The 23,623-nt window shown below is 70.4% G+C and carries 25 protein-coding genes and 1 pseudogene; 14 read left to right on the top strand and 12 right to left on the bottom strand.

Going from position 1 to position 23,623, the window contains the following annotated elements; all coding sequences use genetic code 11:
* Positions 1-11: 11 nt before the first annotated feature.
* Both H1W00_RS15670 and H1W00_RS15665 read left to right on the top strand, forming a co-directional pair.
* Positions 12-1,427 carry a leucyl aminopeptidase gene (locus H1W00_RS15670; RefSeq protein ID WP_181756731.1) on the top strand — a complete coding sequence of 472 codons (1,416 nt, stop codon included), beginning with the start codon at positions 12-14 and terminating at the stop codon, positions 1,425-1,427.
* 5 nt (positions 1,428-1,432) lie between these two features.
* Positions 1,433-2,743, top strand: a complete 1,311-nt coding sequence (locus H1W00_RS15665; protein ID WP_181756730.1) for a serine hydrolase — start codon at positions 1,433-1,435, stop codon at positions 2,741-2,743.
* A 150-nt stretch (positions 2,744-2,893) separates the two neighbouring features.
* On the opposite strand, the gene H1W00_RS16300 is transcribed toward H1W00_RS15665, so the two are convergent.
* Positions 2,894-3,397 (bottom strand): hypothetical protein, encoded by a 504-nt coding sequence (locus H1W00_RS16300; RefSeq protein ID WP_206680097.1) that lies wholly within the window; start codon positions 3,395-3,397, stop codon positions 2,894-2,896.
* Positions 3,398-3,586: 189 nt separating this feature from the next.
* On the opposite strand from H1W00_RS16300, the gene lpdA reads away from it, so the two are divergent.
* The 3 genes and pseudogenes from lpdA (at position 3,587) to H1W00_RS15645 (ending at position 7,716) form a co-directional block, all read left to right on the top strand.
* Positions 3,587-4,963 (top strand): dihydrolipoyl dehydrogenase, encoded by a 1,377-nt coding sequence (gene lpdA / locus H1W00_RS15655; RefSeq protein ID WP_181756729.1) that lies wholly within the window; start codon positions 3,587-3,589, stop codon positions 4,961-4,963.
* Positions 4,964-4,982: 19 nt separating this feature from the next.
* Positions 4,983-6,820 (top strand): annotated as a pseudogene (gene sucB / locus H1W00_RS15650) (2-oxoglutarate dehydrogenase, E2 component, dihydrolipoamide succinyltransferase).
* A 2-nt stretch (positions 6,821-6,822) separates the two neighbouring features.
* Positions 6,823-7,716 carry a TIGR01777 family oxidoreductase gene (locus H1W00_RS15645; RefSeq protein WP_181756728.1) on the top strand — a complete coding sequence of 298 codons (894 nt, stop codon included), beginning with the start codon at positions 6,823-6,825 and terminating at the stop codon, positions 7,714-7,716.
* Position 7,717: 1 nt separating this feature from the next.
* Here H1W00_RS15645 and H1W00_RS15640 read toward each other — a convergent pair whose 3' ends face one another.
* Entirely contained in the window at positions 7,718-8,110 is a 393-nt protein-coding gene (locus H1W00_RS15640; protein ID WP_181756727.1) for a hypothetical protein, read from the bottom strand.
* Positions 8,111-8,178: 68 nt separating this feature from the next.
* Between H1W00_RS15640 and H1W00_RS15635 the strand changes: the two genes are divergently transcribed.
* From H1W00_RS15635 to H1W00_RS15620, 4 genes are read left to right on the top strand one after another with little or no spacing between them, the layout of a single operon-like run.
* On the top strand, positions 8,179-8,676 hold the full coding sequence (locus tag H1W00_RS15635; protein ID WP_181756726.1) for a GNAT family N-acetyltransferase: 498 nt from the start codon (positions 8,179-8,181) through the stop codon (positions 8,674-8,676).
* A 5-nt stretch (positions 8,677-8,681) separates the two neighbouring features.
* On the top strand, positions 8,682-9,374 hold the full coding sequence (gene lipB, locus H1W00_RS15630; protein ID WP_476692250.1) for a lipoyl(octanoyl) transferase LipB: 693 nt from the start codon (positions 8,682-8,684) through the stop codon (positions 9,372-9,374).
* Positions 9,375-9,429: 55 nt separating this feature from the next.
* Positions 9,430-10,326, top strand: coding sequence for a lipoyl synthase (lipA, locus tag H1W00_RS15625; protein WP_078701445.1), 897 nt, complete (start codon positions 9,430-9,432; stop codon positions 10,324-10,326).
* A gap of 15 nt (positions 10,327-10,341) precedes the next feature.
* Complete coding sequence (locus H1W00_RS15620; RefSeq protein ID WP_181756725.1) at positions 10,342-11,181, top strand: DUF4191 domain-containing protein; 840 nt, start codon at positions 10,342-10,344, stop codon at positions 11,179-11,181.
* Here the strand turns inward: H1W00_RS15620 and H1W00_RS15615 are convergent.
* From H1W00_RS15615 to H1W00_RS15575, 9 genes are all read right to left on the bottom strand, one after another.
* Positions 11,171-11,551, bottom strand: coding sequence for an RDD family protein (locus H1W00_RS15615; protein ID WP_078700673.1), 381 nt, complete (start codon positions 11,549-11,551; stop codon positions 11,171-11,173). The two genes, H1W00_RS15620 and H1W00_RS15615, sit on opposite strands and share 11 nt — an antisense overlap.
* 52 nt (positions 11,552-11,603) lie before the next feature.
* Positions 11,604-12,008 (bottom strand): pilus assembly protein TadG-related protein, encoded by a 405-nt coding sequence (locus tag H1W00_RS17135; protein ID WP_181756724.1) that lies wholly within the window; start codon positions 12,006-12,008, stop codon positions 11,604-11,606.
* Positions 12,005-12,421, bottom strand: coding sequence for a hypothetical protein (locus H1W00_RS17130; protein ID WP_181756723.1), 417 nt, complete (start codon positions 12,419-12,421; stop codon positions 12,005-12,007). The genes H1W00_RS17135 and H1W00_RS17130 overlap by 4 nt, the downstream gene beginning before the upstream one ends.
* Positions 12,418-12,813, bottom strand: a complete 396-nt coding sequence (locus H1W00_RS15600) for a TadE/TadG family type IV pilus assembly protein (protein ID WP_338072923.1) — start codon at positions 12,811-12,813, stop codon at positions 12,418-12,420. Before H1W00_RS15600 ends, H1W00_RS17130 begins: the two co-directional genes overlap by 4 nt.
* A gap of 2 nt (positions 12,814-12,815) precedes the next feature.
* Complete coding sequence (locus H1W00_RS15595) at positions 12,816-12,989, bottom strand: hypothetical protein (RefSeq protein ID WP_181756722.1); 174 nt, start codon at positions 12,987-12,989, stop codon at positions 12,816-12,818.
* A 15-nt stretch (positions 12,990-13,004) separates the two neighbouring features.
* On the bottom strand, positions 13,005-13,913 hold the full coding sequence (locus tag H1W00_RS15590) for a type II secretion system F family protein (RefSeq protein WP_181756721.1): 909 nt from the start codon (positions 13,911-13,913) through the stop codon (positions 13,005-13,007).
* Positions 13,910-14,764: a type II secretion system F family protein gene (locus H1W00_RS15585; RefSeq protein ID WP_181756720.1), complete on the bottom strand. Its 855-nt coding sequence runs from the start codon at positions 14,762-14,764 to the stop codon at positions 13,910-13,912. Before H1W00_RS15585 ends, H1W00_RS15590 begins: the two co-directional genes overlap by 4 nt.
* The gene (locus tag H1W00_RS15580; RefSeq protein WP_181756719.1) at positions 14,752-15,963 is read right to left on the bottom strand and encodes a TadA family conjugal transfer-associated ATPase; all 1,212 of its coding nucleotides are present in this window, start codon (positions 15,961-15,963) and stop codon (positions 14,752-14,754) included. Before H1W00_RS15580 ends, H1W00_RS15585 begins: the two co-directional genes overlap by 13 nt.
* Before the next feature lie 143 nt (positions 15,964-16,106).
* On the bottom strand, positions 16,107-16,619 hold the full coding sequence (locus tag H1W00_RS15575) for a hypothetical protein (protein ID WP_181756718.1): 513 nt from the start codon (positions 16,617-16,619) through the stop codon (positions 16,107-16,109).
* Between the two features lie 362 nt (positions 16,620-16,981).
* Between H1W00_RS15575 and H1W00_RS15570 the strand changes: the two genes are divergently transcribed.
* The gene (locus H1W00_RS15570; protein ID WP_181756717.1) at positions 16,982-18,103 is read left to right on the top strand and encodes a CHAP domain-containing protein; all 1,122 of its coding nucleotides are present in this window, start codon (positions 16,982-16,984) and stop codon (positions 18,101-18,103) included.
* 162 nt (positions 18,104-18,265) lie between these two features.
* Positions 18,266-19,687: a type I glutamate--ammonia ligase gene (gene glnA, locus H1W00_RS15565; protein WP_181756716.1), complete on the top strand. Its 1,422-nt coding sequence runs from the start codon at positions 18,266-18,268 to the stop codon at positions 19,685-19,687.
* A 104-nt stretch (positions 19,688-19,791) separates the two neighbouring features.
* On the opposite strand, the gene putP is transcribed toward glnA, so the two are convergent.
* Positions 19,792-21,303, bottom strand: a complete 1,512-nt coding sequence (gene putP, locus H1W00_RS15560; RefSeq protein WP_181756715.1) for a sodium/proline symporter PutP — start codon at positions 21,301-21,303, stop codon at positions 19,792-19,794.
* A 208-nt stretch (positions 21,304-21,511) separates the two neighbouring features.
* Between putP and H1W00_RS15555 the strand changes: the two genes are divergently transcribed.
* From H1W00_RS15555 to H1W00_RS15545, 3 genes are all read left to right on the top strand, one after another.
* On the top strand, positions 21,512-23,053 hold the full coding sequence (locus H1W00_RS15555; RefSeq protein ID WP_181756714.1) for a sodium-dependent transporter: 1,542 nt from the start codon (positions 21,512-21,514) through the stop codon (positions 23,051-23,053).
* Positions 23,050-23,178, top strand: coding sequence for a methionine/alanine import family NSS transporter small subunit (locus H1W00_RS15550; RefSeq protein WP_181756713.1), 129 nt, complete (start codon positions 23,050-23,052; stop codon positions 23,176-23,178). Before H1W00_RS15555 ends, H1W00_RS15550 begins: the two co-directional genes overlap by 4 nt.
* 114 nt (positions 23,179-23,292) lie before the next feature.
* Entirely contained in the window at positions 23,293-23,616 is a 324-nt protein-coding gene (locus H1W00_RS15545) for a hypothetical protein (protein ID WP_206680096.1), read from the top strand.
* Positions 23,617-23,623 lie beyond the last annotated feature (7 nt).

Here is a 23,623-nt window from a genome sequence, read left to right as displayed (position 1 = left end):
AGAGTGACGGCATGTCCACGGTCCAGTTGCGTGCCACCCTGCCCACCGTCGATGCCGTCGTCGCCCTCATCCCTTCGGGATCGGGCCTTCCGGACGGTGTCCCCTGGAGCGCCTTCGGGTTCACCGGTGAGGCCGGCGACGTCGCCGTCGTGCCGAGCGGCGACACCCAGCTGACGGCCTGGGTGGCCACCGCCGAGCAGCCCACCGCCGAGCAGCAGCGCCGCGCCGTCGCCAAGGGCCTGCGCTCCGTGCCGAAGGCCACCCGCGTGGGCATCGATCCGAGCCGCGTGGCCGAGGCCGACCTCGCCGCCATCGCCGAGGCCGCCGTCCTGACGACCTACTCCTACCTCGACTACAAGGGCGACGAGGCCCGCCGCAAGACCACCTCCGTCGACACCGTCACGATCCTGAGCCCCGACGCCCGCAAGGCCGCGGCCAAGCGCCTCGTCGACGACGCCGTCGTGATCGCGGAGGCCACGTGCGTGGCGCGCGACTGGGTGAACACGCCTCCCGGCGACCTGCGCCCGCCCGCCTTCGCCGACGCCATCAAGGCCGCCGCGCCCGCCGGCGTCCGCGTGCAGGTGTGGGACGAGAAGCGCCTCACCAAGGAGAACTGCGGCGGCATCCTCGGCGTCGGCGCCGGCTCGGACGCCCCGCCGCGTCTGGTGAAGCTCACGTACAACCCCGAGGGCGCAAAGACCCACCTCGCCCTGGTGGGCAAGGGCATCACCTTCGACTCGGGCGGACTCTCGCTCAAGCCGGGTGCCTCGATGATGACGATGAAGTGCGACATGGGCGGCGCGGCCGCGATCGTCGCCGCCACCACCGCCATCGCGCGGCTCGGCCTGCCGATCCGCGTCACGGCCTTCGCCTGCATCGCCGAGAACCTGCCCAGCGGCACCGCCACGCGTCCCGGCGACGTGCTGCGCATGCGCTCGGGCGCCACGGTCGAGGTCCACAACACCGATGCCGAGGGTCGCCTCGTGCTGGCCGACGGCCTCGCTCTCGCGGTGGAGGCCAAGCCCGACCACGTCATCGACGTCGCCACCCTGACCGGCGCGGCCATGGTCGCCCTCGGCACCCGGACGACCGCGGTGCTCGGCAACGACGAGGCGCTGCAGGACCGTGTGCTCGGCGCCGCCGAGGTGGCCGGTGAGTCGATGTGGCGCCTGCCCATCACCGAGGAGATCGGTGCGGCCGTCAAGACCTCGTCGATCGCCGACCTGCGCCAGCACAACCCGAAGCCCTACGGCGGCACGATGTACGCCGCGGCCTTCCTGCGCGAGTTCGTCGCCGATGCCTCGTGGGCGCACCTCGACATCGCCGGACCGGCGTTCAACGACGGCGCGGCCTTCGACTACACGCCCGTCGGCGGCACCGGCGCGGGCGTCCGCACGCTCGTCCACCTCGCCCGCGAACTGGGCTGACCTCGGTGTCGGCGTTCGACGACCTGCTGCACGCCGAGCACGAGGGATCGCACTCGGCCTCGGTCTCGGCGGCGGTCGTGCGGCACGGCAGCCTGCACTGGTCCGGTGCGGTCGGCACGCTCGACGGGCGTGACGGCCCCGCGGCCACGCCCGCGACCGCGTACCGCATCGGCTCGATCACGAAGACGTTCGTCGCGGTCGAGGTGATGCGCCTGCGCGACGAGGGGCGGCTCGACCTCGCCGATCGCATCGATCGCCACCTGCCGGACGTGCCGTTCGGCCACGTGACGATCGCGCAGCTGCTCACCCACACCTCGGGGCTGCAGGCCGAGACCAACGGCCCCTGGTGGGAGCGCACGCCCGGCGGCGACTGGGACCAGCTGATCGCGTCCGGGCCCGCTCTCGTGCACACGCCCGGCACGCGTTTCCACTATTCGAACGTGGGCTTCGCCGTGCTCGGCCGGCTGGTGGAGGTGCTGCGCGGCACCACCTGGTTCGAGGCGATCCGCACCGGGATCCTCGAGCCCCTCGACCTGCACGGCATCACCCAGGAGCCGGGCGACGGGGCTGCCACCGGTCTCTCGCACCATCCGTCCGACGGCCGGCTCATGGTCGAGCCGCACCACGACGCCGGCGCGATGGCCCCGGCCGGCCAGCTGTGGTCGAGCGCGGAGGACCTCGCCCGCTGGGCGGCGTTCGCCGCGGGCGACACCGGTGGCGTGCTGGCCGAGTCGAGCTGGGCCGAGATGGTCGTGCCGCTGGCGGTCGACGACCGGCCCGGCGTGCCTTGGGCGACCGCGCAGGGACTCGGCTGGCGCATCTGGCCCGGCAACGGCACCGGTCGCCTCGTCGGCCACGGCGGATCCATGCCCGGCTTCCTCGCGACCGCGATCGCCCAGCCCGCGAGCGGCTGGGGCGTGGTGGTGCTGGCCAACGACACGCTGCACCTGGGCGACCTCGCCACCCGCCTGCTCGACGCGGCGACCGCGCTCGACCAGCGACCCACCGAGACCGCACCCGTCGAGGCAGCGGAGGACGTGGCCGCGCTCGTGGGCGACTGGTACTGGGGACCGGTCCCCTACCGGCTCGAGCCGACGACCGACGGGTTCCACCTCTCCGACGTCAACGGCAACCGGCGCTCGCGGTTCGTGCGCGACGGCGAAGGCTGGCGGGGGCTCGACACGTACTTCGCCGGGGAACGCCTGGTCGTGCGCGACGACGGCGCCCTCGACCTGGCCACCTTCGTCCTCAGCCGCGAGCCGTACGACCCGGCCGTGGACCATCCGGGCGGCCTCGACCCCCGCGGCTGGCACTGAGGTCCCAGGGTCTCGATACGCGGGCTCGTTCCTCGCCCTGCTACTCGACCAGCGGCCTCGCTGATCGAGTGCCGGCGAGCGCAGCGGCCTCGGTGATCGAGTGACGGCGAGCGCAGCGAGACGTTGTATCGAGATCAGGATGGAGCGCGACTAGAGGCCGAGCTTGCGGGCGGCCTGCTCCACCTGGTCCCAGCGGGCGCGGTCGCCGCCGGTGCGGTCGGGGTGGGCCTTGCCGCGCGCGGCGCGCAGGACGCGCTCGAGGTCGGACTTCGACGGGTTGCGCGGCAGCGGCTCGGTGCCGGCGATCGTCTCGAGCGTCATGATCGCGGCGAACTGCGCGGGGCTGTAGTCGCCGCGCTCCACCTCGACGCTGGTCTTCTTCGCGCTGGCGCGGGCGTTGTAGTCGCGCATCCGCTGGGGGTAGCCCACGCGGTTCGCGTCGTAGAGCGGGATCTTGAGGCTGCGGGCGAGGTCGGTGGCGGCCTTCTCGTTCGGCACCCGGCGACGGGTCCACTCCCCGTCGGCGGCGACGAATACCACCGTGGTCTGGGTGACCGTGGTCTTGGGCTCGACGAAGGCCTCGACCCCGGAGCGAGAGGTCGCGAACTCCTTCAGCGCGGCCAGATCGGCTCGGCTGGCGTCGCGATCGGACACGACGGCACCGGCTGAGGTGCGTCGACGGCGTTTGAACAGGCCCACGGCGCAATTCTGCCCGACCGCACCCACCCCCATCAGGAAGCGCGCGGAACCTACCCCGAAGTCACATCCCGCGAGCCCTCCCCGGTGGCAGCCCTCACCGGACAGGTGACAAGATGACAGCAGACCACCTACCCGGAGGACATCGTGCCCGACGACGCACCCCATTCGTTCGACATCGTCATTCTCGGAGCCGGAAGCGGGGGCTACGCCTGTGCCCTGCGCGCCGTCCAGCTCGGCAAGACCGTTGCCATGATCGAGAAGGCCAAGGTGGGTGGCACGTGCCTCCACGAAGGCTGCATCCCCACCAAGGCGCTCCTGCACGCGGCCGAGGTCGCGCACGTCGCCAGCGAAGGTGACTCGATCGGCGTGCACACGTCGTTCGACGGTGTCGACATGACCAAGGTCAACGCCTACAAGCAGGGCGTCATCGACCGCCTCTACAAGGGACTCACCGGCCTGGTGAAGTCCGGCGGCATCACCGTCGTCGAGGGCGAGGGCAAGCTCGTCGACGCCAAGACCGTCGAGGTCGACGGCCAGCGCTACACCGGCACCAACGTCGTCCTCGCCACCGGCTCGGAGCCCCGCACGCTCGGGATCGAGATCGGCGGCCGCGTGATGACCAGCGACCAGGCCCTCAAGCTCGAGGAGGTCCCGAAGCGCGCCGTCATCATCGGCGGCAGCGTCATCGGCGTCGAGTTCGCCTCCGTCTGGAACCACTTCGGCGCCGAGGTCACCATCGTCGAGGCGCTGCCCACGCTCGTCCCGCTGGAGGACCCGATCCTCAGCAAGGGCCTGGAGCGCGCCTTCCGCAAGCGCAAGATCGCCTTCAAGACCGGCGTGAAGTTCACCGGGGTCGAGCAGAGCGACAGCGGCGCCGTCGTCACGCTGGAGAACGGCGACACGATCGAGACTGACCTGGTCCTCGTGGCCGTCGGCCGCGGCCCCCGCTCGGCCGGCATGGGCTTCGAGGAGGCCGGCGTCACCGTCGAGCGCGGCTGGGTGCCCACCGACGAGCGCCTGCGCACCAACGTCGACGGCGTCTACGCGGTCGGCGACCTCGTGCCCGGCCTGCAGCTGGCGCACCGCGGCTTCGCCCACGGCATCTTCGTCGCCGAGGAGATCGCGGGCCTGAACCCGCGCCCGATCGTCGACGTGAACATCCCCCGCGTCACGTACTGCGAGCCCGAGCTCGCGTCGGTCGGCCTCACCGAGGCCCAGGCCAAGGACAAGCACGGCGAGGTCGAGACCGTCGAGTACAACCTCGGCGGCAACGGCAAGAGCCAGATCCTGCAGACCGCCGGTGTCGTCAAGGTGGTGCGCGAGAAGGACGGCCCGATCGTGGGCGTCCACATGCTCGGCGCGCGCATGGGCGAGCAGATCGGCGAGGCGACCCTCTGGGTGGGCTGGGAGGCCTACCCCGACGACGTCGCCGAGTTCATCCACGCCCACCCCACCCAGAACGAGTCCCTCGGCGAGGCTGCCCTCGCCCTGGCCGGCAAGCCGCTGCACTCGCACGCCTGAGAACCGAACAGGACACCACATGGCAACCGAAGTCACCCTTCCCGCGCTCGGCGAGTCGGTCACCGAAGGCACCGTCACGCAGTGGCTGAAGGCCGTCGGCGACACGATCGAGGTCGACGAGCCCCTGCTCGAGATCTCCACCGACAAGGTCGACACCGAGATCCCCTCCCCCGTCGCCGGCACGATCTGGAGATCCGTGCCGAGGAGGACGACACCGTCGAGGTGGGCGCCGTGCTGGCGATCATCGGTGACGCGGACGAGTCCTCCTCCGACTCCGGCGACTCGGGTGAGTCGTCGCAGGCCGAGGCTGAGCCCGAGCCCGCCGCCGAGGAGCCCGCTCCCGGCGCCGGCGAGGCCGAGGAGGAGTCGCAGCCGGCTCCCGCCGGGGAGCCCGCCCCTGCGGCGGAGTCCGACGAGGAGGCCCCGGCCCCCGAGCCCGAGACGAAGCCCGCCTCGTCCGGCGGCACGAGCGGCCAGGCCGTCACGCTGCCCGCGCTCGGCGAGTCCGTCACCGAGGGCACCGTCACCCAGTGGCTCAAGTCCGTCGGCGACACCGTCGAGATCGACGAGCCGCTGCTCGAGATCTCCACCGACAAGGTCGACACCGAGATCCCGTCCCCGATCGCCGGCACGCTGCTGGAGATCAAGGTCGACGAGGACGAGACCGTCGAGGTCGGCGCCGAGCTCGCGATCATCGGCGAGGAGGGCGCAGCGCCGGCCGAGTCGGCGCCCGAGCCCGAGCCCGAGCCGGAACCCGCGCAGGAGGAGGCCCCGGCCGAGGAGCCGAAGGCCGAGGAGCCGAAGGCCGAGGAGCCCCAGCCCGAGCCGGAGCCCGAGCAGCCGAAGGAGGAGCCGAAGGCCGAGGAGCCCCAGGAGCAGCCGAAGGCCGAGGAGCCGAAGGTCGAGGTCTCCGCGTCCTCGGACGCCGGTTCGTCCGAGGGCTACGTGACCCCGATCGTCCGCAAGCTCGCCAAGCAGCACGGCGTGGACCTGTCCACCGTCACCGGCTCCGGTGTCGGCGGCCGGATCCGCAAGCAGGACATCCTCGACGCGGCCGAGAAGAGCAAGGCCGCCGAGGCTCCCGCCGCCGAGAAGCCGGCTGCCGCCTCCGCGGCGCCGTCGGCCCCGGCCTCGCCGCTGCGTGGTCGCACCGACAAGCTCAGCCGCCTGCGCAAGACCATCGCCAACCGCATGGTCGAGTCGCTGCAGGTCGCGGCCCAGCTCACGCAGGTGCACGAGGTCGACGTCACCGAGGTCGTCCGCCTGCGCGCCCAGCACAAGGACGCGTTCCTGGAGCGTGAGGGCGTCAAGCTGACGTACCTGCCGTTCTTCGCGAAGGCGGCCATCGAGGCGCTCAAGCAGTACCCGCAGGTCAACGCGGCGCTCGACCTCGAGGGGGGCACCGTCACCTACCCCGATGGCGAGCACCTCTCGATCGCGGTCGACACCGAGCGCGGCCTGTTGGCGCCCACGATCAAGGACGCCGGCGACCTCAACATCGCCGGTCTGGCCCGCAAGATCGCCGACATCGCCGATCGCACCCGGAACAACAAGATCCTTCCGGACGAGCTCTCCGGCGGCACGTTCTCGATCACGAACCTGGGCAGCAACGGCGCCCTGTTCGACACGCCGATCATCAACCAGCCGCAGGTCGCGATCCTCGGCGTCGGCTCGATCGTCAAGCGTCCGGTGGTCATCACCGACGCGAACGGCTCGGAGTCCATCGCGATCCGCTCGATGGCCTACCTGGCGCTCACGTACGACCACCGCATCATCGACGGTGCCGACGCGGGCCGCTTCCTGACCGCCATCAAGGAGCGGCTGCAGGCCGGCGCCTTCGAAGGTGAGCTGGGCTGAGCATGCGAGTCGTGATCGGGGGCGCGTCGGGATTTCTCGGCGCGCCCCTGGTCCACCACCTGCGCCAGCGTGGCCACGAGGTCACGACGCTGGTGCGGCGCACGGCGGGCGATGGCGAGTCCTGGTGGAAGCCCTCCGAGGGCCTCATCGACCAGGACCTGATCGCCCGGGCCGACGCGGTGATCAACCTGTCCGGGTCGCCGATCTCGCAGTGGCCCCGCACCCCGTCGCGCAAGCGGGAGATCCTTGCCTCGCGCCTCGGCGCCACCTCCACGCTCGCGCGCGCCGTCGCCGCCTCGCCCACCCCTCCGGCGTTCCTGTCGGGGTCGGGCATGTCCTGGTACGGGGTCGACCGCGGTGACGAGGAGCTCGACGAGACCTCCGGACCCGGCACGGGCTTCCTCGCCGAAGTGGCCCAGCAGTGGGAGGCGGCGGCCGCGCCGGCCGTCGAGTCCGGCGCCCGTGTGGCCTACCTGCGCACGGCGATCGTGCTGGACAAGTCCGGTGGTGCACTGAAGCTCATGCTGCTGCCGTTCCGGCTGGGCCTCGGCGCCCGGCTCGGCGACGGGCACCAGTACTTCTCCACGATCTCCCGTCGCGACTGGGTCTCGGCGGTGACGCACGTGCTCGAGGGCGACCTCAGCGGCCCGGTGAACCTCGCGATTCCCGACGACGTCACCAACCGCGACTTCACCCGCACGCTGGCCACCACCGTGCACCGGCCGGCCGTGCTGGCCGCTCCGGCGTTCGCGATCCGGCTCGCTCTCGGCGGCCTGGCCGACGACCTCCTCGGCTCGCTGCGGGTCCGTCCCGCGGCGCTGATGGCCGACCGGTTCTCCTTCGCCGACCCGGGCATCGACCGCGTGCTGCGCACGGCACTCGGCCGCGGCGCCTGACTCAGCGCACCCGCACGATCCGCCACCAGCCGTCGCGGTGGGCGACCTCGACGATCCTGCGGTCCCACGCGTCGGAGGGCAGCCGGTGGCGCGTGCCGTCGGCGAGCACCGCCACCGTGGGGCCGAGGCGCTCGACGACCTCCACGCCTCCGGCGCCGATACGGCACGAGGCCCGCACGGTGCGCGCGCCCTCGACCGTGATCCCCCGCTCGCGCCAGGACCGCAGCCGCTCGACGTCGGCCTCGTCGGTGCCGGGCGCGTAGGCCCGGGAGAGCAGACGCTCGTCACCCGAGGTCCACGCGAGGGCTCGCAGGGCGTCGAGCGCCGCGAGCGCGTCGCAGTGCCCCGTGAACGGCACGGCGAGGGCGGCGAGTGCCGCGATCCACTCCCCCATGGCCGCAGCCTCGCGGGTGCCCGCGTGCCGTGTCGACTCGCGGTCCACAGCCCTGCCAAAATGGACCGGTGGCGACCATCCGCGCAGCGACCCCGGCCGACCTGCCGACGATCCTCGACATCCACAACGAAGCCATCGAGAACACCACGGCGATCTGGGACGAGACGCCGGTCGACCTCGCCGATCGCCTGCACTGGTACGAGACCCGCGTCCGCGCCGGTCACCCGGTGCTGGTGGCCGACGTGCACGGCGAGGTGGCCGGCTACGCCAGCTACGGGACGTTCCGCCCGCGCGAGTCCTACCGGCACACGGTCGAGAACGCGGTCTACGTCCACCGCGACCACCGGCGCCGCGGCATCGCCCGCCAGCTCATGGTCGCGCTGCTGGGGCAGGCCTGCGACGCCCCCGACGTCCACGTGGTGCTGGCCCTGATCGAGTCGGGGAACACGGTCTCGATCGAGCTGCACGAGGACCTCGGGTTCGAGCAGACTGGGCGCCTCGAGGAGGTCGGCCGCAAGTTCGACCGCTGGCTCGACCTGACGATCCTGCGCCGCGTCGTAGGCTGAACCCCGTGCGCTACCTCCAGGACTGGTACGGCGACGCTGCGATCGACTACACGCAGGCGTGGCAGCTCCAGCGCGACCTGCACGCCGACCGCGTGGCCGACCGCATCGAGGACACGGCGCTGCTGCTGGAGCACCCGCCGGTCTACACCGCGGGCCGTCGCACCGAGCCCCACGAGCGCCCGCAGGACGGCACGCCCGTCGTCGACGTCGACCGCGGCGGCAAGATCACCTTCCACGGGCCCGGCCAGCTGGTGGGCTACCCGATCGTGAAGCTTCCCTCGCACGTGCTCGTCGTCGACTACGTGCGCCGCATCGAGGAGGCGCTGATCCGCTCGCTGTCCGACCACGGACTGGCCACCGGCCGCGTGCCGGGTCGCTCGGGGGTGTGGCTGCCCGAGTCCGCGGGTCGTCCCGAGCGCAAGATCGCCGCGATCGGCATCCGCGTCTCGCGCGGCGTGGCAATGCACGGCTTCAGCCTCAACTGCGACGTCGACCTCGGCTGGTACGACCGCTTCGTCCCGTGCGGCATCGCCGATGCGGGCGTGACGTCGCTCGACCGCGAGATCGGCCGCGACGCCGCCCCGCGCGACGTGGCGCCCACCGTGATCAACCACCTCGATGACCTGCTGACGTGGCGCACCTACGAGCCCTCCCCCGACATCGACCGCGTCGAGCACGCGGCGGTCCCGCTGCTCTGATCACCGGACGCCACGTAGGGTGGTGACCGTGACCATCGCTCCCGAAGGACGCAAGATGTTGCGGCTCGAGGTCCGCAACGCCGAGACCCCCATCGAGAAGAAGCCCGCGTGGATCAAGACGCGCGCCAAGATGGGGCCGGAGTACAACGAGCTGATGAAGCTCGTGAAGAGCGAGGGCCTTCACACGGTCTGCCAGGAAGCCGGCTGTCCCAACATCTTCGAGTGCTGGGAGGACCGCGAGGCGACGTTCCTCATCGGTGGCGAGCAGTGCACCCGCCGCTGCGACTTCTGCCAGATCGACACCGGCAAGCCCTCCGATCTCGACCGTGACGAGCCCCGCCGCGTGGCCGAGAGCGTCCGCACGATGGAGCTGAAGTACGCCACCATCACCGGCGTCGCCCGCGACGACCTGCCCGACGGCGGCGCCTGGCTCTACGCCGAGACGGTCCGCAAGATCCACGAGCTCAACCCGGGCACCGGCGTGGAGAACCTCATCCCCGACTTCAACGGCATCCCCGAGCTGCTGACCGAGGTCTTCGAGTCGCGTCCCGAGGTGCTCGCGCACAACGTCGAGACCGTGCCGCGGATCTTCAAGCGCATCCGCCCGGCGTTCCGCTACGAGCGCTCCCTCGACGTGCTGACGCAGGCGCGGGCCTTCGGCCTCGTCACGAAGTCCAACCTGATCCTGGGCCTGGGCGAGACGCGCGAGGAGGTCTCGCAGGCGCTGCGCGACCTGCACGCGGCCGGCTGCGAGCTCATCACGATCACCCAGTACCTCCGCCCCTCGGCCCGTCACCACCCCGTCGAGCGGTGGGTCAAGCCCGAGGAGTTCGTCGAGCTCCAGCAGGAGGCCGACGAGATCGGATTCTCCGGTGTGATGTCCGGACCGCTCGTCCGTTCGTCCTACCGCGCCGGAAGGCTCTACCAGCAGGCGATGGACGCTCGGGCCTGACGTAGAATCGGGCTCATGTCCAGCCCCGCTCCCGCAGCACCCACCGGACGCATCGCGCAGCTGCGCAATGCGTACCAGATGACCAAGCGAACGCAGCCGCGTCTCGGCCTGCTCCTGCTCGGCGTCTTCGTGCTCACCGCCGCCGCCATGGCGGCGCTGTCCCTATTCATCTTCGGGATCTGGTGGCTGGGCATCATCATCGCGGTCCTGCTCTCGCTGACCACCGCCCTGCTGGTCACGATGATCGTGTTCGGCAAGCGTGCCGAGAAGTCGATGTACGAGCAGGCCGAGGGCCAGCTGGGCGCCGGCGCGGGTGCGCTGCAGATGCTGCGCCGCGGCTGGGACGTCAAGCCTGCTGTCGGCTTCACGAAGCAGCAGGACGTGGTCCACCGCCTGGTGGGGCGTCCCGGCGTCGTCCTGGTGGGCGAGGGCCAGCACGCCCGCGTGAGCAACCTGCTTGGCTCCGAGGTCAAGAAGCACCGCCGCATCGTCGGCGACGGCGTCCCGATCACCACGCTCATCGTCGGCCGCGGCGAGGGCGAGGTGCCCCTGCCCCAGCTGGTGAAGCGGGTCAAGAAGCTCAAGAAGGCGATCAAGCCCGCGCAACAGACCGACGTGCTCTACAAGCTCAAGGCGCTCGACGCGATGCGCCCCGCCGCCCCGATGCCGCGCGGCCCGGTGCCCACCAGCACCAGGGGCGCCCGCAAGATGAGGCGCGGCTGCCCCAGCCCCCGCTCAGCGCCCGCCACTCGTCGAGTGGCGGGCGTTGTCGCGCCCCTCGGTGATCGAGTAGCTGGCGAGCGCAGCGAGACGCATATCGAGATCACGCTTGGCCGCGCCGAACCTAGGCCTTGACGACCTTGCTGCCCGCGGCGAGGTCGTGCAGGCCCCGCTTGTCGTCGGTCATCACGATCGCGGGGATCACGAGGCTCAGCAGCACGGTGCGCAGCAGCGCCCGCAGCACGCCGATCGGGCGTCCGTCGGGGTTGATCAGCCGCAGGCCCATGATGCGCTTGCCGATCGAGAACCCGGTGAGCCCGACGAGGATCGCGACCTCGACGACGAACACGCCGTTGATGATCAGCTGGTCGCGGATGCCATCGGGCGGGAACCGCACCCCGGTCCACCCGAACAGCGCCACGGCGGAGAACGAGGCGATCACCCAGTCGATCAGCAGCGCCACCAGGCGCCGCCCCAGGGACGGCTCGTCGAAGGTCTCGGTCACGGGCCCAGCCTAGGCAGCGGCGCCGCCCTCCCCCGGGCCGGGTCGAACGCCATCAGGGCGCGAGGTGCAGGCGGGCTGACGCCTCGGCGCGGACTGTCGCGGTGTCGGGGAGTCCCGGAGGCACGAGCGGCAACCGGGCTCGGCGCGTCCCCCGGACGTCGACGCGGTCGTCGGTGGTGACCAGCGTGAGGCTCACGTCGGAAGGGACGATCCCCGCCGTCAGTGCGAGGGCGTCGACCGCGTCGAGGGTCGCCTCGTCCATGAGGCCGCCGAGGTAGACGCGGTCGCGGTCGAGGCCGTCGGCGGCGTGCAACGCGATCCGGTCGGCGAGGTTCATCAGCTCGCGGCGCTCGAGGAACGCGGCCGAGGCGTTCACCACCACGACGACGAGCAGGCCCAGCACCGCGAGGAACCCCACGGTCAGCACCGTGACGTTGCCGCGCTCGCGGGTGCTCACGGTGCCGCCCTGTACCGGCCGAAGGGCTCGGTGTGGGTCGAGGCGACGTCGAAGGCTGCGATCGGATCGCCGAAGAGGTCCGGGGCCAGTGGGAGGCGCTGGGTCGAGCGCACCCGGACGACAATGCTCGAGCCGGGTACGAAGCAATCGGGCCGGCACTCGGTGGAGATCGAAGCACCGACGACGTCGTGGTCGGCCAGGACCAGGCGCGCCGCGACCCGAGCCCTCGCCTCGGCTCCGGCGGGACTCTCGGACTGGATGAAGGCGCGTGCGGCGGCCTCGCTCGCGGCCGTGACCCCGTACGCGGCGCGCTGCGTCTCGAACACCGCGACCACGATGTAGACCAGCGGCACGAGCAGCAGCAGTGCCAGCCACGTGAACTCCACGGTCGCGCTCCCCCGCTCGCCTCTCACGGCGCCTCCTGGCGCACGGCCCGGCCCACCGCATCCACCGCGACGCCCGGACCCCACAGCCCGAGTGGCGGCACCTCCGCGCTGACGCGAACCTCGATGACCGGGATCCCGTCCACCTGCGCCTCGCGGACGCTCACGTCCTCGGCGTACCTATCGGCCAAGGTCGTCCGCAGCACCTCGCGGGCTCGCGAGCGCGCCTCGCCGATCGGCGCGTCCAACGACGCTGCGGCCCGGGCACCATCGGACGCGGCGGCGGTCATCGTGTTCTGCACGTGCATCACGAGGGCGACCTGCGCGATGGCGAACACCAGCGGGATCAGCACCATCAGCACCATGACGAACTCGGGGACCGCGGAGCCGCGCTCGTCGCGCGCCGGCCACCGCGCGCGCACGCTCAGCCGCCGACGGACGACAGCGCCTGGTTGAGCATGGCCGACAGCCTCGGCCCGGCCATCGCGGTGAGCCCGACGACGATGCCTGCCGTCATGAGCGTGATCATCACCCAACCGGGCACGTCACCTCGCTCGTGATGGCGGCGTCGGCGCAGCTGCTCGATCCGTGACGTCATGCGGTCTCCTTCATCTCAACCACCCGAGGACAGGTGGAGTCCGGCCAAACCTGGGAAGAATGCGAACGCGATGGTGACGGGCAGGATCATGAAGACGACCGGCACCATCATCGCGATCTCGCGCCGCCCGCCCGACTCGATGAGCTCGCGGCGGGCGTGCTCACGGACGTCGGCGGCCTGTGCGTGCAGGACGTCGATGAGCGGAGTGCCGCGGTCGATCGCGACGGCGAGGGCCTCGGCGAATCGGGCCACGCTCATCACGCCGGTGCGGGAGGCCAGCCCGTCGAGGGCGTCGACGACCGTGGCACCGGCCCGGACCTCGGCGAGGACACGGCTCAGCTCCAGCGAGAGCGCTCCGTGGCTGACGCGGCTGACGCGATCGATCGAGGCCACCGGGCTCTCCCCCGCCGCCACCGACAGCGCCAGCAGGTCGGCGACGGTCGGGAACTCGGCGCGCATCCGCGCTTCGTGGGTGCGGACCCGGGAGGACAGCCACTGGTCGCAAGCGAGGCAGCCGCCGACCAAACCGGCAGCGCACCACAGCAGCAGCGCGGCGACAGGAGGCCGAGCGATCGACCACGCCACTATCGACACGGCGACCGCCCCTGCGAGGCCGATCGCTCCCCAGGTGGCCTGCCGGACGCGGAAGCTCTCGACGGTCTCGTCGCTGGCACACCGACGCAGCCGCCGGGCGATCGCCGCGTTGCTCCCGAGCGACTCGCCGATGGAGCGCGTCAGGCGTCGCCACCACGGCCCGATGAGCTGGTCGATCACCCGGCTCGCGGGGAGGTCGGCGGTGGGGTGGACGTCGCGGACGTAGGGCACGACGCGATCGGCCAGGGACGGCCGTCGTGCCCGCCGCCACCCGTCGGCGACGAGCAGGAGCCCCGTCGTGAGCATGGCCGCGACGATCGCGCCGGTCATGCGAGGATCCGCTGCTCGGTGGGGAGCCGACCGAGTCGCAGCATCAGTCGGTAGGCCACGAGGCACGTCGGGGCGCCCGCCACGAGCAGGACGACGCCGGACGGCGTGGCGAAGCGGGCGATGACGTCACGCTGGAGGCTCATCATCAGCAGGACGAGCCAGGGCGCCGCGACCGCGAGCCGGGCGGCGCCGATCGTCCACGACTGACGCGACTCCAGCTCGCCGCGCGTGCGCAGGTCGTCGCGCAGGAAGCCCGACAGTGAGCGCAGCAGCCGTCCGAGATCTCCACCACCCACCTCGCGCGCGATGCGCAGCGCCTCCACCACGCGATCCCCGATGGGGTCGGCCAGGCGTTCCTTCAGGCGGTCGAGGCTCTCGGCGAACCGGCCCGTGGACGTATAGTCGCGCCCGAACTGGCTGAACGGCTCGCGCAGCTGCTCTGGCCCCCGCTCCCCCAACTGGATGAGCGCCTCGGGCAGCGACAGTCCCGCTCGGACCGCCGAGGCGAGGTGGTCGACGGCGTCGGGCCAGGCCTCGGCGTGCTCGCGCTGACGCCGGCCTGCCCGCGAGCGGATGAGCGCGAACGGCAGCCATCCTCCGGCGATGCCCGCCAGCAGGCCCACCACCGGAACCGCGGTGAGGGTGAACGCCACGAGAGCCGCGACCACCGCGAGGACCAGCGAGCCCAGTACCAGCGCGAGTGGCGCGACGTCGGGCATCCCTGCTCGCTGCAGCAACCCGGCCAGGCGTGGCGGACGCACTGGGCGGGCCGCGCGTGACTGCCGAGGATGCCGGCTGTCCACGATCAGCAGCACGCCGATGCCGAAGACGAGGCCGATCAGTGTTCCCACAGCGCCTCCGGATCGATCCCGGCGGCCTCGAACGCCTCGCGGCGCTGGGGCGTCCCCGCCCCACGGACCAGGAGCCCGCCGCGCCGGACGAAGATCGGCTCGGCCTCGATGATCCCGTTCTCGGCGCGGCCCGTGGTGGCGACGATCTCCCGGACGGCCCGGCGGCCAGCCGTGTCGATGCCGGTGTGGATCACGATGTCGACCGCCGTGGCCACGGTGGGCACCACGAAGCTGGCCGAGACGTTCTCACCGGCGAGCAGCGGCAGGGTGCACAGCTTCACGAGCGCCTGCTTCGCCGAGTTCGCGTGGATCGATGCCATCCCCGGCAGGCCCGAGTTCAGCGCGAGCAGGAGGTCGAGCGCCTCCTCGGCGCGCACCTCGCCGACGATGATCCGGTTCGGGCGCATCCGGAGCGCCTCCTTCACGAGCATGCGGAGCGTGATCTCGCCCGTGCCCTCCAGTCCGGCCTGTCGGGTCTGCATGGCGACCCAGTCGGGGTGCCCGGTCTTGAGCTCGAAGACCTCCTCGACCGACACGAGGCGCTGCGTTCCGGGGATCGCGCCGGTGAGGCAGTTCAGCAGCGTGGTCTTGCCGGCCTGGGTACCTCCGCTGACGACGATGTTGAGGCCTGCCTGGACGCACGACGTGAGGAAGGCGGCCGACCGCTCGTCGAGGGTGCCGAGCGCGACGAGGTCGTCGAGGCTCGCCGCCTTGGCGACGAACTTCCGGATGTTGACGGCGGTGAACCCGCGCGTGATGCCGTCGAGCACCACGTGGAGCCGGTGCCCTCCCGGCAGCATGGCGTCGACGAACGGCTGGCTGAGATCGAGCCGCCGCCCGCTCGACGACAGCATCCGCTCCACCAGCTCACGCACCTGGGCGGTGGTCAGCATGACCGAAGTCAGCTCGTGCCGGCCGGCGCGGGCGACGAAGACCCGATCGGGCTCGTTGACCCAGACCTCTTCTATCTCGGGGTCGTCGAGGAACCGCTGCAGCGGCCCGAATCCGACCAGGTCGGAGACGAGCTCTCCCACGACCCGGTCGGGCTCATCGAGTGCCCGGACGGCACCGGTGAGGCTGCGCTGCTCGTGCTCGGCGACCGCCTCGGCGGCAGCCCGGCGCACGGCCTCGACGTCGGTGCGCGGATCGATCCGTCGCTCACGGACGAGCGCGCGCACGCGATCGCTCAGTACTTCCATTCGCTTCCCCCCGAAAGCCGTTCCCACCCGAACGTGGGCCCGATCCTGCCCAACTCGCAGTGACGCGTGCAAGGCGGCGTCCCAAACCCTGTGGACGGTGGGACGGACGAGCCTGATGGGGGAATCCAGGCTCGCCCGCGCGCCTACGAACGGCGCAGACGCTTCACCATCGGGGCCTCGTCGAACTGCTCACCGCCGGCGCCGAATGAGATGACGAACTGGGTCGAGACGTACTTCGTCGCGTGCCCCTTCAGGCACGACCGCGGCACCTTCAGCCGGACCACCTGCGGACCCCAGCTGCCGGAGAGGCCCTTGCAGGCGCGCTTCTTCAGGTCGAAGTGGTCGAAGTAGAGCAACGACACCTTGGCGGGCTGGCCCTTGTGCTGGCGGATCCGCACGACGTAACCGGCCTCGAAGATCTCGTAGCGGGACACCAGGAAGTCGGCCGTGCCGGACTTGCCGAGCTCGGGGATCTTCGCGGCGACGCGCACGCGGTCGGACTCGTGGGTGTACCGCACCTTCGTGATGTCGATCCGAGCCGGTGCGTCGCCGCTCGGGTCGTTCCTCGTGACGGTCTGGGCGGACGCCGGGGCGGCCATCCCGCCCACGAGCAGCACTGCGCCGAGCAGCGCGGGAACCATGGTTGAACGCCTCATCGTCGGCCTCCTTCGCGCGCGGGCACCGTGCCCGCCCTCTCCCCAGGTGAGCGGCGCGTGCTCCGACCGATACCTGCCCAGGCGGTTGCTACACCGGGGCGCAGGATGCGTCTGGGACCGATGTGTTGCACGCTGTGGGCATGGTCCGCGTCGCCCGTCGGTGGAGCATTGCAGTCGCCTCCTCCCTCGCCCTCTCCCTTGTCGCCCTTCCCAGCCATGCCGAGACCCCGGTGTCCGAACCGAGCTCGACCCCGTCCGCTCCCGCCGTCACGGCGCTCCCCGAGAACGCTGCGAGTCCCGAACCCGCGCCGGCCGCGTCCCCCGAACCATCGACGGCCGCACCGGCCGCACCCGCTCGCCGAATGACGGCGTCGCGTGCGCCGGCAGCCGCCTCGGCGCCCTCGGTCAACACGCCCGCGAAGTCGGGCCGCTGGGTGAGCATCCGCATCAACAGCGGCGCCGACACCCGCGTCCTGACGCGCGAGAACTTCTGGCTCCGCGGCCGCGTCCTGACCACCAGTGGCAAGCCGCACGCCCGCACGAAGGTGCGGATCTACCGCGACACGAGCAAGGGCCGCGTCAAGGTCGCCACGGTGCGCACCTCGGCGAACGGCTGGTACTCGTGGATGCCGCGCGTGCCCAAGAGCGGCAAGTACCGCGCCATCGTCAGCTCGGTCCGCTACTCCCCCAAGATCACCGTGAAGCGCACCTACGGCACGCGGACGCTCGCATCGCGCGCGAAGGCGATGTCCTTCCTCCTCGGCACGCCGAAGGGCGGCGTCCAGCGCGCCAACGGCGTCGTCTGGCGCGACTACACGAAGGCGACACTCGTCCAGCGGGGCACCCGCACCTCGGTCGTCCGCACGCACGCACTCAAGCAGATGCGGACCCACGGTGGCCCCACCGGGAGGCTCGGCGCCCCGACCGGCGACCTCCGGTGCGGCCTTCCCGAGGGCGCCTGCCTCCAGCAGTTCCGCACCGGTGCGGTCTACGTGAACAAGAAGGCGAAGAAGACGGTGACGTCGGCCGTGGCGTCGAAGCTCGGCGCCGCCGACCTGATCGCCGTCGCGAAGTCGCAGGTGGGCTACCGCGAGAAGAGCCCCCGTAAGAGCAAGTACAACAAGTGGATCGGTCGAACGGGCCCCCGCGACCCGTGGTGCGGCTACTTCGTGTCCTGGCTGGCGCACGCCGCCGGCAAGCCCGGCTCGGTGATCAAGGCCAAGTCGTACCCCTCGCTGCTCAAGGCCGAGCGCAAGCGCGGACGCACCTCGAAGACGCCTCGGGTCGGCCGCCTGGCCTACATCGGCTACTTCGCGAAGGGCACTCCCTCGCACGTCGGAATCGTCGTGAAGACCCAGGGCGACCACGTCTGGATGGTCGAGGGCAACGTCGACTCCGGCGGCGGGTCGAAGCATCCCCGCGGCGTCCACGTGATCAAGCGGCACAAGTCCGCGGTCGTCTTCTACGCCGACCCGAAGTACTGAGTGAGCGGGCAACCGAGCCCCTCGGCGGCCCGCCGAACACGCGTAACCTGCATGTAACAATCCGGTGATGGACGGGAAACTGCCTCCGCCTAGCCTCTAGGTGGACGCAGGGAGATGCTGTCCGCACCGATCTATCCGCCGCACCGCGGTCGAGGAGGCCACATGTTCGGCAATGCCGACGAGTTCTTCAAGTTTGTCCGGGACGAGGGCGTCGAGTACATCGACGTCCGATTCACCGACCTCCCGGGCATCCAGCAGCAGGTCACGATGCCGATCTCGGGCTTCGACGAGGACACCGCCGCCGAGGGCGTCGCGTTCGACGGCTCGTCGATCCGCGGGTTCCAGACGATCGACCAGTCGGACATGAAGCTGCTGCCGGACTACGGCACGGCGTACGTCGACCCCTTCCGCAACCCCAAGACGATCGCGATGGACTTCTTCGTCCACGACCCGATCACGGGCGAGGCCTACTCGCGCGACCCGCGCAACATCGCCCGCAAGGCCGAGGCGTACCTCAAGACCACCGGCATCGGCGACACGGCGTTCTTCGCCCCCGAGGCCGAGTTCTACATCTTCGACCGCGTCTCTTACGGCACCAGCCCGAACAAGAGCTACTACGAGATCCAGTCCGCCGAGTCCGCCTGGTCCACCGGCGACGACCTGGCCGACAACCGCGGCTACAAGGTCCGCTACAAGGGCGGCTACTTCCCCGTCCAGCCGACCGACCGCTTCGCGGACCTGCGCAACGACATGATGACGAACCTGTCGAACGCGGGCCTCATCCTCGAGCGTGGCCACCACGAGGTCGGCACCGCCGGCCAGGCCGAGATCAACTACCGCTTCGACACGCTGCTCAAGGCTGCCGACGACACGATGAAGTTCAAGTACCTGGTGCGCAACACCGCGTGGGCCCAGGACAAGACCGTGACCTTCATGCCGAAGCCGATCTTCGGCGACAACGGCTCGGGCATGCACGTTCACCAGTCGATCTGGAACAACGGCGAGCCGCTGTTCTACGACGAGTCCGGCTACGGCGGACTGTCCGACACGGCTCGCTGGTACATCGGCGGCATCCTGAAGCACGCGCCGTCGCTGCTGGCGTTCACCAACCCGTCGGTGAACTCCTACCGCCGTCTGGTGCCGGGCTTCGAGGCCCCGATCGCTCTGGTCTACTCGGCTCGCAACCGCTCGGCCTGTGTCCGCATCCCGATCACCGGCGCGAACGCCAAGGCCAAGCGCATCGAGTTCCGTTGCCCCGACCCGTCGAGCAACCCGTACCTCGCGTTCTCCGCACTGCTGCTCGCCGGCATCGACGGCATCAAGAACAAGATCGAGCCGCCGGCCCCGATCGACAAGAACATCTACGAGTTGCCGCCCGAGGAGTACGCCGAGATCGACATGGTCCCGACCTCGCTCGGTGCCGTCCTCGACGCGCTCGAGGCCGACCACGAGTTCCTGACGGCCGGTGACGTGTTCACGCCCGACCTGATCGAGACGTGGATCGAGTACAAGCGCCAGGAGGAGATCCTGCCGATCGCACTGCGCCCGCACCCGCACGAGTTCGAGCTGTACTACGACATCTGAGTCGACCGCGGCGTGCCGGCCGCATGAGAGCTGGCAGGAACGGCTCCTCATCTGGACCTTGATCCAGGTGAGGAGCCGTTCGCCTGTCCCCGTGGTCGGTCAGGTCACTGCGCGGCGACCTGCTTCGCCGCGGCCAGATCGACGGCCGCGTCGAACTCGCGCTCGACGGCAGCGTCGACGGGCTGGCTCATCAGGCTGACGACCACCGCCACGACCGTGTTCACGATGAAGCCGGGCACGATCTCGTACAGGGCCACGCCGGAGATCTCCGGACCGTAGGAGCTCCACAGGAACACCGTCACCGCACCGGAGACCATGCCAGCCAGGGCTCCCCAGTTGGTCAGCCTGCGCCAGTACAGGCACAGCAGGACCGCCGGTCCGAACGAGGCACCGAAGCCCGCCCACGCGAACGCGACCAGCTCGAGGATCGTGCCGCTCGGATTGATCGCGAGCACCGTCGCGATCACCGCGACCGCGAGCACGCACAGGCGACCGAGGTTCAGCAGCGTCCGCGGGCCCGCGTCAGGCCGGAACACCTTGAACAGGTCCTCGACGAACGCCGACGAGCAGACGATCAGCTGGCTCGAGACGGTGCTCATGATCGCGGCGAGCACCGCGGCGAACACGAAACCGGCGATCAGCGGGTGCAGCAGCGCCTCGCCCATCGCGAGCACGACGAGCTCGGGGTTGTCGAGCGAGTTCTCGGTGAGCTCGAAGAACGCCACGCCGATGAGGCCGCAGGCGACCGCACCGACCAGCGAGATGATCATCCAGCTCATCCCGATGCGGCGAGCGCTCTTGGCCGAGCCGGCGTCACGCATCGCCATGAACCGCACGATGATGTGAGGCTGACCGAAGTAGCCCAGGCCCCAGGCCAACGCCGAGATGATCGACACGACCGTCGCGGCCGTGAGGCTCGTCCCGGAGAGCAGGGACAGGTGGTCGGGACTGACCTCGCGTATCGCGTCGGTGGTCTCGCCCCAGCCGCCGATCGTGATGACCGCCGCGATCGGGATGACGATCAGCGCCGCCATCATCATCGTGCCCTGCACGACGTCCGTCAGCGAGGCGCCCAGGAAGCCGCCGATCATCGTGTAGCCGAGCGTCACCGCGACGACGATCAGCATGCCGTTCGTGTACGAGGTGCCGAACGCGAGACGGAAGAACTCGCCGCCGGCCACCATCATCGACGACACGTAGAACGTGAAGAACACCAGCACGATCCCGCCGGAGGCCACCCGCAGCGACCGGGAGCCGTCGTGCAGGCGGTTCTCGAAGAAGCTCGGGACCGTGATCGAGTTCTGCGCCACCTCGGTGTAGGCGCGCAGGCGCGGTGCCACGAACGTCCAGTTGAGATAGGCGCCGATCGTCAGGCCGATCGCGATCCACGCCTCGATCAGGCCGGCGGCGTAGATCGCGCCGGGCAGACCCATCATGAGCCAGCCGGACATGTCGGACGCCCCCGCGCTCAACGCGGCCGTCCAGGGTGGCAGCTGCCGTCCGGCGAGCATGTACCCCTCGTGATCGGACGTCTTCGTGTAGGCGTAGACGCCGATGCCGATCATCACCAGGAAATAGATGATCAACGCGGTGATCTGAAACGCTTCGTCGCTCATGATGGAACCTTCCCGCCGTCGAACGTCTCCCATGAGTCTCTCTCGTCACATCACCGATGCAAGGCGACAGGGACGGTGACGACCCCCCGCGTGCCGACCGAGCAGTTCGCCCGGCCCGTCGCCGCCCGACGCCGGATCCCGACTTCTGCCACGATGGTCGGACTGCGTGGTGATCCGGCACCAGGGATCCCCCGTCGAGAGGAGCGACATGACGGCCGATGTCACGACCGAGAAGGCCAAGCGGGGAGCGTTCTCCTCGCGCAAGGTCTTCATCTTCGCCGCGATCGGCTCGGCCGTCGGGCTGGGGAACATCTGGCGGTTCCCCTACGTCGCCTACGAGAACGGCGGCGGAGCGTTCCTGATCCCCTACCTGGTGGCACTGTTCTGCGCCGGGCTGCCGTTCCTCTTCCTCGACTACGCGCTGGGTCACCGGTTCCGCGGCTCGGCTCCGCTGTCCTTCGCGCGGCTGAGTCGTCCGGCCGAGGCCATCGGCTGGTGGCAGGTCGGCATCTGCTTCATGATCGCCATCTACTACGCCGCCGTGATCGCGTGGGCCCTGCGCTACACGTTCTTCTCGGTGAACACGGCGTGGGGGGACGATCCCGAGACGTTCTTCATGAAGGACTTCCTGCAGACCGGGGACCTCACGGTCGACCTGAAGGTCGTGGCCGGCGTGCTGATCCCCATGGTGATCGTGTGGCTCGCCGTCATCGTCATGATGGTGGTCGGCGTCGAGAAGGGCATCGGCCTGACCTCTCTGGTCGCCATCCCCGTACTCGTCCTCGCGTTCCTCGCCCTGGTGATTCGCTCGCTGTTCCTGCCGGGCGCTGCCGAGGGACTGGAAGCGTTCTTCACTCCCGACTGGAGCACCCTGACCCACGGAGGCGTCTGGGCGGCCGCCTTCGGACAGATCTTCTTCTCGCTCTCGATCGGCTTCGGCATCATGATCACCTACGCCTCGTACGTCGGCCGGGACACCGACATGACGGGCTCGGGCACGGTCGTCGGCCTCGCGAACTCCAGCTTCGAGCTGCTCGCCGGCATCGGCGTGTTCGCCGCGCTGGGCTTCATGGCGCAGAGCCAGGGTGTTGCCGTCGACGAGGTCGTCCAGGGCGGAGTCGGTCTGGCGTTCATCACCTTCCCGACGATCATCGGTGAGGCGACCGGCGGGGCGCTGATCGGCGTGCTGTTCTTCGGCTCCCTCGTCGTCGCGGGCATCACGTCCCTGGTCTCGGTGCTCGAGGTGGTCGTCTCCGCCGTGCGGGACAAGTTCGAGCTCTCGCGGCCCGTGGCGGCTGCCGCCGTCAGCATCCCTGCAGCCGTGATCAGCCTGGTGTTCTTCTCCACCGCGAGCGGCCTGTACGTCCTGGACATCCTCGACCACTTCATCAACCAGTTCGGAATCCTGCTCGTCGCGATGGTCTCGATGGTGGTCGTGGCGTGGTCGTTGCGGGCCGTGCCGCAGCTGGCCGCCCACATGAACCGGCACGGGTCCATCCAGCTGCTGCTGTGGTGGCGACTCCTGGTGGGCGTCGTGGTGCCGATCGCCCTGGCCTACCTGGCGTTCGACTCGTTCCGCACGGACGTCCAGACGCCCTACGGTGGCTACCCGACCTGGATGATCGCGCTGTTCGGCTGGGGTGCCGCCGCGTCCGTCATGGTCGCCGGCTACGTCCTCGCCCCCATCCGATGGCGTAAGGGCACTTCGCTGGAGATCCCCGCCGACGACACCGAAGGAGTCGAACGATGAACGCCGAGGCCATCACCATGATGATCGTCGCGATGGTCGCCCTCTGGGGCGGCCTGGCCCTGGCGATCTTCAACCTGACGCGCCACGACGGCGCCGACGCGGAGGACTTCCACCGCGACCTCTGAGGCTGACCCGGGGGCGGCACGAAGGATGGTGCTTTCGGGTACCCCAGCGGGTCCGAAGGCATCATCTTTCGTCCCCGAGGTCCGGAAGCGTGCCGTAGGCGCCTCTCGACGTGCATGAACTCTGCACTGCCCGTGCTGGCCGGGATCGTCTCGACGGCGATCTTCGCGTCCAGCACCTTCCCGATGCTCGCCAAGGCCCTGCGCACGCGTGATCTGCGCTCGTACAGCCTGGGCAACCTCGCGCTGGCGAACGTCGGCAACGCAGTGCACTCGCTGTACGTCTTCAGCCTGCCGCCGGGCCCGCTGTGGGCGCTGCACTCGTTCCACCTGGGGAGCACGGTCTTCATGCTCGTCTGGTACCTGAGGTTCGAGTACCTCCGGCATCGCGAGAACAGCCAGGGGAGCGCCGAGGAGGAATTGGTCGGTTGTCCCCGGTGAGGTCGTG

This window comes from Aeromicrobium phoceense (assembly GCF_013868155.1).
Lineage (GTDB): Bacteria > Actinomycetota > Actinomycetes > Propionibacteriales > Nocardioidaceae > Aeromicrobium > Aeromicrobium phoceense.
This window is presented reverse-complemented; position numbering and strand designations above follow the sequence as displayed.

Bases quoted from the DNA above. Each gene is read 5' to 3' on its own strand.
- H1W00_RS15670 (WP_181756731.1), top strand. From the start codon at position 12: ATGTCCACGGTCCAGTTGCGTGCCACCCTGCCCACCGTCGATGCCGTC.
- H1W00_RS15645 (WP_181756728.1), top strand. From the start codon at position 6,823: ATGCGAGTCGTGATCGGGGGCGCGTCGGGATTTCTCGGCGCGCCCCTG.
- H1W00_RS15640 (WP_181756727.1), bottom strand. From the start codon at position 8,110: ATGGGGGAGTGGATCGCGGCACTCGCCGCCCTCGCCGTGCCGTTCACG.
- lipA (WP_078701445.1), top strand. From the start codon at position 9,430: ATGTTGCGGCTCGAGGTCCGCAACGCCGAGACCCCCATCGAGAAGAAG.
- H1W00_RS15620 (WP_181756725.1), top strand. From the start codon at position 10,342: ATGTCCAGCCCCGCTCCCGCAGCACCCACCGGACGCATCGCGCAGCTG.
- H1W00_RS15595 (WP_181756722.1), bottom strand. From the start codon at position 12,989: ATGACGTCACGGATCGAGCAGCTGCGCCGACGCCGCCATCACGAGCGA.
- H1W00_RS15590 (WP_181756721.1), bottom strand. From the start codon at position 13,913: ATGACCGGCGCGATCGTCGCGGCCATGCTCACGACGGGGCTCCTGCTC.
- H1W00_RS15580 (WP_181756719.1), bottom strand. From the start codon at position 15,963: ATGGAAGTACTGAGCGATCGCGTGCGCGCGCTCGTCCGTGAGCGACGG.
- H1W00_RS15575 (WP_181756718.1), bottom strand. From the start codon at position 16,619: ATGAGGCGTTCAACCATGGTTCCCGCGCTGCTCGGCGCAGTGCTGCTC.
- H1W00_RS15570 (WP_181756717.1), top strand. From the start codon at position 16,982: ATGACGGCGTCGCGTGCGCCGGCAGCCGCCTCGGCGCCCTCGGTCAAC.
- glnA (WP_181756716.1), top strand. From the start codon at position 18,266: ATGTTCGGCAATGCCGACGAGTTCTTCAAGTTTGTCCGGGACGAGGGC.
- putP (WP_181756715.1), bottom strand. From the start codon at position 21,303: ATGAGCGACGAAGCGTTTCAGATCACCGCGTTGATCATCTATTTCCTG.
- H1W00_RS15555 (WP_181756714.1), top strand. From the start codon at position 21,512: ATGACGGCCGATGTCACGACCGAGAAGGCCAAGCGGGGAGCGTTCTCC.
- H1W00_RS15550 (WP_181756713.1), top strand. From the start codon at position 23,050: ATGAACGCCGAGGCCATCACCATGATGATCGTCGCGATGGTCGCCCTC.
- H1W00_RS15545 (WP_206680096.1), top strand. From the start codon at position 23,293: ATGAACTCTGCACTGCCCGTGCTGGCCGGGATCGTCTCGACGGCGATC.